The following is an 11,675-nucleotide window of genomic DNA, read 5'->3' as shown; positions in this document are numbered from 1 at the left end:
GGTGAACAGCTCCTGCTGGTTGCGGTCGTTCTCCAGCAGCGGGGCCAGGCGCCGTCTGATGCCGATGTTTGCCTTCATCCGCGGGTCCTTGGCGTACTCCGCGTACATGTAGTCGCGCTCTTCGTCGGTGACCATCTCCAGCGTCAGCTCGTCGTGGTTGCGCAGGAAGATGCCCCACTGCGTTCCTGACGGGATCGACGGCGTCTGCGCCAGGATCTCCGTGATGGGGAACCGGTTCTCCCGCCGCACGGCCATGAACAGCCTGGGCATCAACGGGAAGTGGAACGCCATGTGGCACTCGTCGCCGCCCACGGCCGGGTCGCCCAGGTACTGCACCACGTCGGTGGGCCACTGGTTGGCCTCCGCCAGCAGCACCCGGTCGTGGTACTCCTCGTCCACGACCTTCCGGCAGCGCTTGAGGAACTCGTGCGTCTTCGGCAGGTTCTCGCAGTTGGTGCCCTCTTCCTCGAACAGGTAGGGCACGGCGTCGAGCCGGAAGCCGTCGATGCCCAGGTCGAGCCAGAACCGCAGGACGTCGAGCATCGCCTCCTGCACGGCCGGGTTCTCGTAGTTCAGGTCCGGCTGGTGCGAGAAGAACCGGTGCCAGTAGAACTGCCCGCGCACCGGGTCGTAGGTCCAGTTCGAGGTCTCGGTGTCGACGAAGATGACGCGCGCGTCGGCGTACTTGCGATCGTCGTCGTTCCAGACGTAGAAGTCGCCGTACGGGCCTTCGGGGTCGGTGCGCGACTGCTGGAACCAGGGGTGGGCGTCGCTGGTGTGGTTGAGCACCAGGTCGGTGATCACCCGGATGCCGCGGCGGTGCGCCTCGTCCAGCAGGTGCACGAAGTCCTGCACCGTGCCGAACTCGGGGAGCACCCGCCGGAAGTCGCTGATGTCGTAGCCGCCGTCCCGCAGCGGCGAGTCGTAGAACGGCGGCAGCCACAGGCAGTCCACCCCCAGCCACTGGAGGTAGTCCAGCCTGCCGGTGAGCCCTTCGAGGTCGCCGACGCCGTTGCCGTCCGAGTCGGCGAAGGCCCGCACCAGGACCTCGTAGAACACCGCGCGCTTGAACCACTCGGGCTCGTCGCGGGCCGGTCTCGCGCTGATCGGGTCGCCGGACGCGGCGGTGGTCACGGGCGCACCTCCCGGGACGCGGTGGCGATGTGCGCCACCGCCTGGTTCGGGTCGAGCCGCACGTAGGTCCGCCCGGACCAGCGGAACACCTGCCCGGTCACCCGGTCGTGCGCGGCGAACCCGTCGGGCAGGCCGAGTTCGTCGAGCCGCCAGGTCACCGTGCCCTCCTGCGGGCGGGTCGGGTCGAGCGTCACCACGACCAGGACGACGTCGCCCGGCGCGGTCTTGGAGTAGGCGATCAACGCGTCGTTGTCCACGTCGTGGAACCGCAGCGTGCGCAGGTCCCGCAGCGCCGGGTGGGCGCGGCGGACCTCGTTGAGCCGGGTGAGCCACGGCGCGAGCGTGCCGTCGCGGTCGAAGTCGCGGTGGACGACCTGGTACTTCTCCGAGTCCAGGTACTCCTCGCCGCCGGGGCGCAGCGGCCGGTGCTCGTACAGCTCGAAGCCCGAGTACACGCCCCACGTCGGCGCCATCGTCGCGGCGAGCGCCGCCCGGATCGCGAACACCGCGGGCCGTCCGGACTGGAGGTGCTCCGGCAGGATGTCCGGGGTGTTGACGAACAGGTTCGGGCGGGCCTCGTCGGCGTGGGCGACCAGGTCGCGGCCGAAGTCGGACAGCTCGGACTTGCCGGTGCGCCAGGTGAAGTAGGTGTAGGACTGGCTGAACCCGCGCCGTGCCAGGCCGTAGAGCCGGGCGGGGTTGGTGAACGCCTCGGCGAGGAACACGACGTCGGGGTGGGTGCGGTGGACCCGGGCGATCAGCCACGCCCAGAAGTCCGGCGGTTTGGTGTGCGGGTTGTCGACCCGGAAGATCCGGACCCCGTGGTCGACCCAGTGCAGCACGACGCGCAGGACCTCGGCGTACAGGCCGGCCGGGTCGTTGTCGAAGTTCAGCGGGTAGATGTCCTCGTAGCGCTTGGGCGGGTTCTCGGCCGTGGCGATCGACCCGTCGGACCGGTGGCTGAACCACTCCGGGTGCTCGCGCACCCACGGGTGGTCCGGCGAGCACTGGAGCGCCAGGTCGAGCGCCACCTCCAGGCCGAGTTCCCGGGCGCGGGCCACGAACGCGTCGAAGTCCTCGATCGTGCCCAGGTCGGGGTGGACCGCGTCGTGCCCGCCCTCGTCCGCGCCGATCGCCCACGGCGAGCCGACGTCACCCGGCCCGCTCACGGGATTGTTGTTGGGCCCCTTGCGCTTCGTGCGGCCGATCGGGTGGATCGGGGGCAGGTAGACAACGTCGAACCCCATGGCGGCGACACGCTCCAACTCCACCGCCGCGGTGGCGAACGTCCCGTGCACCGGCCGCCCGTCAGCCCCGAGGCCGCCGGTGGAGCGCGGGAACAGCTCGTACCAGGACCCGACCAGGGCGCGTTCGCGCTCGACCAGCAACCGGTGCGGCGTGCCCGGGGTGACCAGCTCGCGGACCGGCCGGGCGGTCATGTGCCCGTGCACCGGCTCGGCCAGGGCCGGCGCCACCCGGTCGGCCAGGAGCAGATCCTTGCGCCGCAACCGCTCGGCGGCTTCGAGCAACCGCCCGCGGCGCACGTCGTCGGCCGGGGACTGGTCGGGGTGCGCGGCTGCCCGTTCCAGCAGCCGCGCACCCTCCTCCAGGTCGAGGTCCAGTTCGTCGGGCGAGACGCCTGCCGCCAGCTTCGCCTCCACCGCACGCCGCCACGTCGCCCAAGGATCGCCCCACGCCTCCACGCGGAACGTCCACCCGCCCGGCCGGTCGGGTGCGATGGTGGCCTCCCAGCGGTTGTCCGGGCGCGGTTCCATCCGGGTCCGCCGCGGCTCGGCGTCCGCCGGCCCGGACCACACCACCTCGGCAGCGACCGCCTGGTGCCCCTCGCGCCACACGGTCGCCGACACCGGCACGTGCTCGCCCACGACCGCTTTCGCGGGCCGCAAACCCCCGGAGACCGCCGGCCGGACGTCCTCCACCGCGATCCGCTGCATGACTGGTTCCTCCTCGACCACGACTGCGGGAACGGCCTACCGGGCTTCCGGCCCGATCACCCAGTGCTCCCGGACGACCATCTCGTGCAGGTAGCGCTCCTGGACGATCGAGCGCAGCTCCTCCTCGGCGCGCCGGAACTCCGGCGACGCCAGCGCCGCGGCCAGCGCGTCGGTGTCCTCGAACCACAGCTGGTAGGCCGCGTCGAGGGTGGCCTCACCGATGCCGTACGCGCCGTCCACCACGTGGTTCTGCAGGTAGCCCCGCAGGCCCGGCACCTCGGCCACCAGCTCCGCGTGCTTGCCCAGGCTCTGCTCCCGGAACGCCGCCAGCGGCAGGCCCTCGCGGCGCTTGACGAGCCGCACGATCTTCACGCCCTCGGCGCGCGGCGGTTCCACGACCTGGTGGGCGTCGGTGTCGAGGACGAGCGTGCGCCAGAACGCGGCCCACTTCGGCTCGTCGAGCCGCGCGCCCTCCAGGAACTCCGGCGTCTGCAACGACTCGATCTGCTCCTCGGGGCGCAGCCAGATCTCGGCGATGCCGCTCCACAGCGGCTCGGCGTCGTCACCGCGCAGCGGGATCCGGGTGTCGATCTTGTACCGCCGGATCTGCGGGATCTTGCTCGCGTACCGGACGGCGTGCTCCTCCAGCCAGTAGCGCTGGAACTCCCGCTCGGTCATGCCCGGCTTGGGGTAGGCGAAGATGAGCTGGTGGATCATGGCTTCCTCCCTCGGTGTCAGACCTGGTAGCGCTTGAGGACGTCCTCGGCGAACCCGAGGTAGTCGCGCAGCGGCCAGACCTCTTCGAACTCCAGGTACTCGCGCATGGGCAGCCGGCCGAGCGCGGTGCGGTCCAGCTCCTCGGCGCTGGGCGCGTCGATGATGCCGATGACGCGCTTCTGCGCGGCCACCTTCCACAGGCCCACGGCGAAGCCCGAGTCCAGGGTCTCCTTGGCGTGGACCGCTTCCTCCTGCTCGATCTCCCACAGCTCGTCGAGCGTGATGCGGCCCTCGTGGTTCCAGCGCATCTGGACGTAGAACAGCATGGCGTCTGCTCCCGGCGTGGTCAGGCGGCGCGCAGCCGCTCGATGATCGGGTGGTCGGGGTCGAACACGTCCAGGGCGACGTCCAGCGGCGTCTTGCCGTCGTGGCCGACCAGGTCGGTGCGCGCGCCGGCGTCGAGCAGGGTGCGGGCGCACTCGTCGTAGCCGTGCCACAGCGCGTCGTGCAGCGGCGTGTAGCCGTTGGTGGCCCCCTGGAAGTCCAGGTCCACACCGGGGGCGGTGACCAGCAGCGCGGTGATCTGCTCGTGGCCGTTGTAGACGGCCTTGTGCAGCGGGCACGCGCCGAAGGTCGGCTCGGTGGCGTTGACGTCGGCGCCTGCGGCCAGCAACCGGCGCACGATCTCCAGGTGGCCGTCGCGGGAGGCCACCAGCAGCGGGGTGTGCAGGTCGTTGAAGCCGTTGCGCACCGGGTAGCGGGCATCGACCTCGGCGCCCTCGGCCAGCAGTCGCCGCACCTCCTCGGCGTCGCCCGCGGCGGTGGCCGCCATCAACCGCTGCTCGGCGATGCGGCGCTCGTCCTCGCCCTCCCGGCCCTTGAGCAGCTGCTCGGCTGCGAGCAGCTTCTCCTTGCCCAGCGAGTTGACGTTCAACTCGAACTCGAAGTGCTCCTTCATGGAGAAGCCGTAGTGCGTCGACAGGTTCACGCCCGCGCCCTGGTCGAGCAGGTAGCCCACGACCTCCGGGTGCTTGTACCAGAGGGCGTCCATCAGCGCGGTGTGGCCGGTGGTCGGCGCCACCGCGTCGACGAACGCGCCCGCCTCGACCAGCGCGCGCACGGTGGCCAGGTCGCCGTTCTGCACCGCCTTGTGCAGGGCCGTGCAGCCAGCGCGGGTGTCCACGCCGTGGACGTCGGCGCCGCCGGCGAGCAGTGCCGACACGGCGCCCGCCCGACCCAGGCCCGCCGCCACCTGCAACGGGGTCAGCCCGGTCGACGCCTCGCGGCGGTTGGGGTCGGCGCCGTCGCGCAGCAGGGTGCGGACCCGCTCGTCGTCGCCCGCGCGGACCGCGGCGAGCAGCCGCTCGTCGATGTCGGAGCGGAACAGCGCGATCTCGGGCGCGGAGTCGAAGAACGCGCGCCACTCGTGCACCAGACCGTCCTCGCCGACCGTGAGGCGCATGGTGAATTCGAACTCCACCGCCATCCCGGTGTGCTTGTGGCCGATCTTCTGGTAATTGAGCACGAAGGCCTTGTCACCTTCGACCACCAGGTCGCGCTGCTCGAAGTCCAGGATCTCGGTGTCGAGCGTGCGCAACCGGAACGCCTCGGTCACGCCGTCCTTGCCGCGCCACGTCTTCAGATTGGGGACGACGGTGTTGAACTCGTTGCCGGGCAGGTCGAAGACGATGTCCTCACCCAGGGCGGCGAGCACGCCGTCGAGGTTGCCGGACTGGATGTCGGCGAACAGCCTGGTCACGATCTCGCGGGTGCGTGCGGTTTCCACCACAGCAGGATCTCCTTTTCGTCGCACGGTCTCGCCTTACCGATGGAACCAGCGGCCGGCACACCGGACAACGATTCCGGCGCACACCCCGGGCACTGCCGGCAATAGGCGGATTTCCGTGCAGTCGGCGATTCTTCGACAATGTGCGGACAGCCGAACGGACCCGCCGCGGGCGTCGCGGCGGGTCCGTTCTCCGAAAGGGCTCAGGCCCAGGGCAGCGGTGAATAGCGCGTGTCGGCGACACCGCGTCGCACGGTGGTGCGACGGTCCTCGATGGACTCCCACTGGACGCCGTACATGTCGCGCACGGTGATGTCCTGGCGCAACAGGTCGTGCGGGTAGCCCGGCTCGAACGCCGCCGCGCGCTCCAGGCGTGCGACCTGGTCGTCGGTCAGCACGACGTCGGTGCAGCCGAGGTTGTCGCGCAGCTGCTCGACCTTGGTGGCGCCCAGCAGCGGGATCACCACGCCGGGCCTGCTCCGCACCCAGGCCAGGGCGACCTGCGCGGACGTCCAGCCGCGCTCGGCCGCGACCTTGCCGACCTCGACCACCAGGTCGTCACCGCCCGCCATGCTGTGCTCGCGCGGCTGCACGGTCAGCCGGCCCCGGCCGCTGCCGTCGAGGTACTTGCCGGTGAGCCTGCCCTCGGCGAGGGCGCCCCACGCCAGCACCGGGATGTCGAACTGGCGCGCCATGGGCAGCAGGTCGCGCTCGGCGGCGCGCTCCAGCAGGTTGTACCGGATCTGGAGGCCGACGAACGGCGACCAGCCGCGCAACTCGGCCAGCGTGTTGGCCTGCGCCACCTCCCACGCCGGCCAGTTGGACGCGCCGACGTGCAGCACCTTGCCCAGTCGCACCTGGTCGTCCAGGGCGCGCATCAGCTCGGGCACGGGCATGAGCGTGTCGTGGGCGTGCACCCACAGCAGGTCGATGCGGTCGGTCTTCAGGCGCCGCAGGCTGGCCTCGATGGACGAGACGAGGTTCTTGCGGCTGTTGCCCGCCGAGTTCACGTCGCCCAGGTCGGTCTGGAGGGTGAACTTCGTGCCGATGACGAACCGGTCGCGGCGGTCGCCGCGCAGCATGTCGCCGAGGTACTCCTCGGACGTGCCGCCGGTGTAGTGGTCGGCGGTGTCGACGAAGTTGCCGCCCGCCTCCTCGTAGAGGTCGAGGATGCGCGCGCTGGTGTCCTTCGGCGCGCCCCACCCCCAGTCCTCGCCGAAGGTGACCGTGCCGAGCGCGAGCTCCGAGACGCGCAACCCGCTCCGGCCGAGCACCGTGTAACGCATGGGACCTCCTGGTGTGTGAGGGATCTACCGCTCAGTGGCGATGACGGGGCTGTATTGCTCGTAGAGCTCGATCAGCTCGCCGGCGGGGCCGCGGACGAACGCGACGCGGACCAGCATCTCCGGGTCGCCGTTGATCGTGACCGTCGTGGGCTCGCCCGACCAGTCGTCGAAGCCGAACGGCTGCGCGCCCGCGGCCAGGCAGCGCTCGTACGACTCGTCCACACTGGACACGGCGAGTCCGATGTGGTGCACGGGACCGGCCGAGGAGTCGCGGTCGGCCTCGCCGCCGGGGAACAGCTCCAGGTAGGTCTGGCCCTCCAGTTCGATGTAGACGCCGCGTCCGCTGTAGACGGTCTTGCCGGTCTCCGTGTAGGTCTTGGTCCACTCGTAGGTGCGCGAGAAGCCGAGGGCCTCGCGGTAGAAGCGGATCGACTCGTCCACGTCCGGGCAGAAGACCGCGACGTGCATCAACGTCGCGGCGCCGGGCGGGCGGATGGACACGGGGCTCATCTGTCCTCCAGTGGGATCAGCGGTTCAGCCAGGCGGTGAGCCGGGCGGGCAGTTCGGCAGCCTCGGCGGCGGGGGCGGTCAGGGCGACGTGCCCGTCCGGTCGGACCAGCACGGCGTGCGGCAGGTCGGGGTCGACGGCCACCGCGATCGGCGTGCGACCGCGCGCCGCGGCCTCCTTGACGGCCACGGCGCCCTCCTCGGACGGCAGCACGACCGACCAGCCGATCCCGTCGGCCATGCCGGGCCGGGGCGGCATGCGGTCGCCGACCGCGGGCGAGGGTCCGCCGTCGCCGCCGCCGTAGCTGATGGCGAGCTGGGCCAGGCGCCGGGCGAGCCAGCCGGAGAACTCCGGCAGCTCGCCCAGCACGCCGAGCATCCGGTTGCGCAGGTGGATGCTGTCGGGGTTGCTCATCGTCGAGACGTCGTGCAGCTGCGCGGTGAACGACAGCAGGCCCTGCGCCATCGGCCGCCGCTCGCCGTCGTAGGTGTCCAGCAGGGCGGGGCCGGCCGAGCCGTCGAGCACGGCGGCGAGCTTCCAGGCGAGGTTCAACGCGTCCTGGATCCCGGTGTTCAGGCCCTGCGCGCCGACCGGGCTGTGCACGTGCGCGGCGTCGCCGACGAGGAAGAACGGACCCTTGCCGAACGCCTCGGCCAGCCGGTGCCGCACGCGCCAGATCGACACCATCTCCAGCGACTCGACCTTCGCGCCCGCCGCGGCGGGTCCGCGCGCGTCCAGCATCTCCTGCACGGCGGCCAGGTCCGGTGGTGGCGTGTCGTCCTCGACCAGCGCCACCATCCGGTACAGCCGGCCCGGCAGGTGGGAGATGGCGGCGAGGCCGGCGGGCGAGAAGAAGAAGCTGATCTCCCCCTCCGGGCCCGCCCAGTCCATGACGAACTCGATCAGGGCGAAGTTGTGCGGGCGCTCGTGGCCCTCGAACGCGATGCCGGCGCGGTGCCGGACGACGCTGTGCAGGCCGTCGCAGCCGACGACGTAGCGGGCGCGGATGGCCCTGACCTCGCCCGTGTCGTCGTCGGTGACCATGGCCATCGCGCCGGGGTACTGCTCCTTGACGTCCACCACGGTCCAGCCGCGGTGGACGTGGCCGCCGACCTCGGCGAGCTTGGCGTCCAGGATGCGCTCGGTGGTCTCCTGCGGGATGGCCAGGACGAACGGGTAGGGCGTGTCCAGCTCGTGGAACGGGGTTTCGAGCAGGACGCGGTCGCCGTCGCGGGCCGCGAACGACCGACCCGGGCGCCCGGCGGCCACCAGCTCGTCGGCCACGTCCACGGCGGACAGCGACTCCAGGGTCCGGGCGTGCAGGGCGGCGGCCCGCGAGTTGGGCGACGGCGCGAGCTGCCGCTCGACCACGACGTGGTCGACGCCCAGGCGGGTCAGCGCCAGCGACAGGGCCAGACCGGTCGGCCCGCCGCCGACGACCAGGACGTCGGTGCTGCTCGGCAAGCCGCGCTTGCCCGGGTCACTGCTCATGGGTCCTCTCCCCGGTGTGAATTCCGGGTCCGCTCCTCCGAAAATCGGGCGGACGATCGCCGGACCAGTGTCCGAGGCCGTCGGGAACCGCGACAAGGACGACTGAACACATCGACTCGGAAAACCAGGAGCAGCGCCGACTTGACGGAGTCCGGGAACCCGTGTCACACGGTCCTCCCGGCGCGCCCGGTGCCGGCCCTACATTCGATCCACATCGTGTGCCACCACTTCGAAGAAAGGCACGGGAAATGAGCACCGAGTTATCCGACGAGGACCGCCGGGCGCGCAACGCCGCGACCCTGGAAACGTATTTCGAGCGCCTCGCCGCGCTCGACGTCGACTCGTGGATCGAGCTCTGGGCGGACGGCTGCGTGCAGGTCATGCCGTTCGCGGCGGGCGGCATCCCGGACCGCGTCGAGGGCCGTGACCAGGTGCGGGAGCTGTACCAGGGCATGGCGGACGGCTACGCGGAACTCGCGTTCGCCGACGTGGAGATCCTGCCGCTCGACGACCCGGACAAGGTCCTCGCGCTGTGGCACCCGCGCGGCAAGCTGGCCGACGGCCGCGAGTACGCCAACGAGAACGTCGGTTTGTTCGAATTCGACCCGGACGGGCGCATCGCGATGTTCACCGAGTACTTCCACCCGGTGCGCGTGGCCGAGGCGTTCGCCGCGGAAGGAGCCAGGTCGTGAACGCGGAACGCAATGTCGCCACCATGCGCCGGTACTTCGAGCTGTTGAGCCGGAAGGACTTCGACGGCTGGCTCGACCTGTGGGCCGACGACGGCGTGCAATTCATCCCCTACCACGGGGACGTGTTGCCGCCCGAGGTGCGCGGGAAGGCCGAGCTCGGCCGCCTGTACCGCGAGATCCACGAGTCGTACTCGCACATGCGGTTCACCAACGTGGAGATCCACGCCGTCCACGGCGCCGACCGCGTGTTCGCCCGCTGGCACCCGGTGGGCCGACTGCTGGCCGGCGGCGAGTACGAGAACGACAGCATCGGCCTGTTCGACTTCGACGCCGACGGCAAGATCATCCGCTACACCGAGTGGTTCAGCCCGCTGGGTTTCTCGGACAGCTTCGAGGTCACGCGCTGAGAGGACGAAGAGGAGCGGCCCGGGTCGATCGGACCCGGGCCGCTCCTCTCGGTCACCTCGTCCCGTCTGGGGACCGGGATGAGGCGACCTCGCCGGCGGACCGCGCCCGGTCGGCGGTGGTGCCCGCCGAGCCGGACCGCGGCCTGCGCAGGAACACCGCCGCGACCAGCACGCCCGCGAGCGTGACGACGGCCGCGACGAGCAGGGCGGACCGCAGGCCGCCGAGGGCGGCGGCCTCCGGCGAGGCGGCGACCGGGGCGGTGCTCGCGGTCACCACCGCGGCCAGCACCGCGACGCCGACCGCGCTGCCCACCTGCTGCGCGGTCTGCGCCAGACCGCTGGCCAGGCCGGTGTGCTCGTCGGGCACGCCGGAGGTCATCGTGCCGATGAACGACACGACGGCGAGCACGTGGCCGAAACCGAGCGCGGCGCTGGTGACGAGCAGCAGCACCAGGTCGCCGTTCTGCGGCAGCAGCAGCATCGCCGCCGTGCCCAGGCCCTGCACCAGCAGGCCGATGATCAGGACCGCCCGGGTGCCGACGCCGCTGATGAACCGCGCCGCCAGGCTGCCCGAGACCATCGCCGCGACGCCTTCGACGATGAACCCGACACCGGTGGCCAGCGGGCTCCAGTGCAGCACCTCCTGCATGTAGAGGCTGAGCAGCACGGTCGTGCCGCCGCACATGCCGAAGGTGATGAAACCGGTCAGGCCGCCCCACTTCACCGTGCGCCTGCGGAGGATCGACAGCGGCGCGAGCGGCGCCTCCTGCCTGCCCTCCACCACGAGGAAGCCGGCCAGCAGCAGCACCGCGGCGACCAGCGGCACCAGCGCCGCCGGTGAACCCCAGCCGGACTCGCCGACCGTGGAGATGCCGTAGACCAGCGCCAGCAGGCCGACGGTGGCCAGCAGCGCGCCGGGCACGTCCAGCCGCGCCCGACCGCGCTCGCCGTCCTCGTCCACCAACGCCACCGCGCCGACCAGCACGACCACACCCATGATCACCAGGATCAGCATGGTCCACCGCCAGCTCAGCCCGCTGGTGATGATGCCGCCCGCGATGGTGCCCACGACGAACCCGAGCGACAGCAACGCGCCGCTGACGCCCAACGCCTTGTCACGCCGCGGCCCCTCCGGGAACGACGCGGTCAGCAGCGCCAACGCCGTCGCGCCGACCATCGCCGAGCCCAAGCCCTGCCCGGCGCGGGCCGCGATGAGCACCCACGGCGCCGTGGCCAGGCCCGCGACCATCGAGAACGCCGTCACGATCACCAGGCCGAGGATGAACAGCGGACGCCTGCCCACCAGGTCGGACACGCGTCCGAACAGCAGCAGGAACCCCGCCGTGGGCAGGATGAACGCGGTCATCACCCACTGGAGGTCCGCCGTGCCGCCGAAACCGAGGCCGCGGTCGATGGCGGGCAGGGCGACCGTGACGATCGAGAAGTCGAGCGCGATCATGAACTGCGCCATGCAGAGCGTGATCAGCGTGAGCCAGCCTCGCAGGCCCAGGCCGGCCGTCGCCTCACCCGGCGCGGCCTCGAAGCCGGTATTCCTGGTCATGATTGGCCATGCCCTCCCTGGACTGTTTCGCTTCGGGAACGATCATGGCCGGCGCGCGGGGGTGTGCCCAGACCTCGGTCCGGAGTAGGACCCTCATGGGTAGGACCCCGGTTCGTAGCACTGCCAGTGTTAGTCGCG

11 protein-coding genes are annotated in these 11,675 nt (G+C 71.3%); 2 read left to right on the top strand and 9 right to left on the bottom strand.

The annotated features are described in order from the left end of the window. From ACWEFJ_RS35250 to ACWEFJ_RS35215, 8 genes are all read right to left on the bottom strand, one after another. The coding region (locus ACWEFJ_RS35250; protein WP_449716405.1) for an alpha-amylase family glycosyl hydrolase at nucleotides 1-1,134 on the bottom strand (1,134 nt) is incomplete at its 3' end. Next, nucleotides 1,131-3,089 carry an alpha-1,4-glucan--maltose-1-phosphate maltosyltransferase gene (locus ACWEFJ_RS35245; RefSeq protein WP_449716404.1) on the bottom strand — a complete coding sequence of 653 codons (1,959 nt, stop codon included), beginning with the start codon at nucleotides 3,087-3,089 and terminating at the stop codon, nucleotides 1,131-1,133. The genes ACWEFJ_RS35245 and ACWEFJ_RS35250, both read right to left, overlap by 4 nt. Before the next feature lie 36 nt (nucleotides 3,090-3,125). After that, on the bottom strand, nucleotides 3,126-3,806 hold the full coding sequence (locus ACWEFJ_RS35240) for an EthD domain-containing protein (RefSeq protein WP_449716403.1): 681 nt from the start codon (nucleotides 3,804-3,806) through the stop codon (nucleotides 3,126-3,128). Nucleotides 3,807-3,823: 17 nt separating this feature from the next. Next, the gene (locus tag ACWEFJ_RS35235; RefSeq protein WP_153278528.1) at nucleotides 3,824-4,132 is read right to left on the bottom strand and encodes a muconolactone Delta-isomerase family protein; all 309 of its coding nucleotides are present in this window, start codon (nucleotides 4,130-4,132) and stop codon (nucleotides 3,824-3,826) included. A 20-nt stretch (nucleotides 4,133-4,152) separates the two neighbouring features. Further along, nucleotides 4,153-5,595: an ankyrin repeat domain-containing protein gene (locus tag ACWEFJ_RS35230; protein ID WP_449716402.1), complete on the bottom strand. Its 1,443-nt coding sequence runs from the start codon at nucleotides 5,593-5,595 to the stop codon at nucleotides 4,153-4,155. A 200-nt stretch (nucleotides 5,596-5,795) separates the two neighbouring features. Beyond that, nucleotides 5,796-6,878, bottom strand: a complete 1,083-nt coding sequence (locus ACWEFJ_RS35225; protein WP_449716401.1) for an aldo/keto reductase — start codon at nucleotides 6,876-6,878, stop codon at nucleotides 5,796-5,798. 24 nt (nucleotides 6,879-6,902) lie between these two features. After that, nucleotides 6,903-7,388, bottom strand: a complete 486-nt coding sequence (locus tag ACWEFJ_RS35220; protein WP_449716400.1) for a VOC family protein — start codon at nucleotides 7,386-7,388, stop codon at nucleotides 6,903-6,905. A 16-nt stretch (nucleotides 7,389-7,404) separates the two neighbouring features. After that, nucleotides 7,405-8,877 (bottom strand): FAD-dependent monooxygenase, encoded by a 1,473-nt coding sequence (locus tag ACWEFJ_RS35215; protein WP_449716399.1) that lies wholly within the window; start codon nucleotides 8,875-8,877, stop codon nucleotides 7,405-7,407. Nucleotides 8,878-9,125: 248 nt separating this feature from the next. On the opposite strand from ACWEFJ_RS35215, the gene ACWEFJ_RS35210 reads away from it, so the two are divergent. Then, a complete protein-coding gene (locus ACWEFJ_RS35210; protein ID WP_449716398.1) occupies nucleotides 9,126-9,569 on the top strand; it encodes a nuclear transport factor 2 family protein in 444 nt (147 codons plus the stop codon). Beyond that, nucleotides 9,566-9,976 carry a nuclear transport factor 2 family protein gene (locus ACWEFJ_RS35205; RefSeq protein WP_449716397.1) on the top strand — a complete coding sequence of 137 codons (411 nt, stop codon included), beginning with the start codon at nucleotides 9,566-9,568 and terminating at the stop codon, nucleotides 9,974-9,976. The genes ACWEFJ_RS35210 and ACWEFJ_RS35205 overlap by 4 nt, the downstream gene beginning before the upstream one ends. A 52-nt stretch (nucleotides 9,977-10,028) precedes the next feature. Here the strand turns inward: ACWEFJ_RS35205 and ACWEFJ_RS35200 are convergent, their stop codons facing one another. Next, entirely contained in the window at nucleotides 10,029-11,537 is a 1,509-nt protein-coding gene (locus ACWEFJ_RS35200; protein ID WP_449716396.1) for an MFS transporter, read from the bottom strand. Between the last annotated feature and the right edge of the window lie 138 nt (nucleotides 11,538-11,675).

The sequence above is a fragment of the Actinosynnema sp. NPDC004786 genome (genome assembly GCF_053601135.1).
This window is presented reverse-complemented; position numbering and strand designations above follow the sequence as displayed.

Excerpts from the sequence above, each read along its gene's own strand:
- ACWEFJ_RS35245 (WP_449716404.1), bottom strand. The coding sequence starts at position 3,089 with ATGCAGCGGATCGCGGTGGAGGACGTCCGGCCGGCGGTCTCCGGGGGT.
- ACWEFJ_RS35200 (WP_449716396.1), bottom strand. The coding sequence starts at position 11,537 with ATGACCAGGAATACCGGCTTCGAGGCCGCGCCGGGTGAGGCGACGGCC.
- ACWEFJ_RS35215 (WP_449716399.1), bottom strand. The coding sequence starts at position 8,877 with ATGAGCAGTGACCCGGGCAAGCGCGGCTTGCCGAGCAGCACCGACGTC.
- ACWEFJ_RS35220 (WP_449716400.1), bottom strand. The coding sequence starts at position 7,388 with ATGAGCCCCGTGTCCATCCGCCCGCCCGGCGCCGCGACGTTGATGCAC.
- ACWEFJ_RS35235 (WP_153278528.1), bottom strand. The coding sequence starts at position 4,132 with ATGCTGTTCTACGTCCAGATGCGCTGGAACCACGAGGGCCGCATCACG.
- ACWEFJ_RS35225 (WP_449716401.1), bottom strand. The coding sequence starts at position 6,878 with ATGCGTTACACGGTGCTCGGCCGGAGCGGGTTGCGCGTCTCGGAGCTC.
- ACWEFJ_RS35210 (WP_449716398.1), top strand. The coding sequence starts at position 9,126 with ATGAGCACCGAGTTATCCGACGAGGACCGCCGGGCGCGCAACGCCGCG.
- ACWEFJ_RS35240 (WP_449716403.1), bottom strand. The coding sequence starts at position 3,806 with ATGATCCACCAGCTCATCTTCGCCTACCCCAAGCCGGGCATGACCGAG.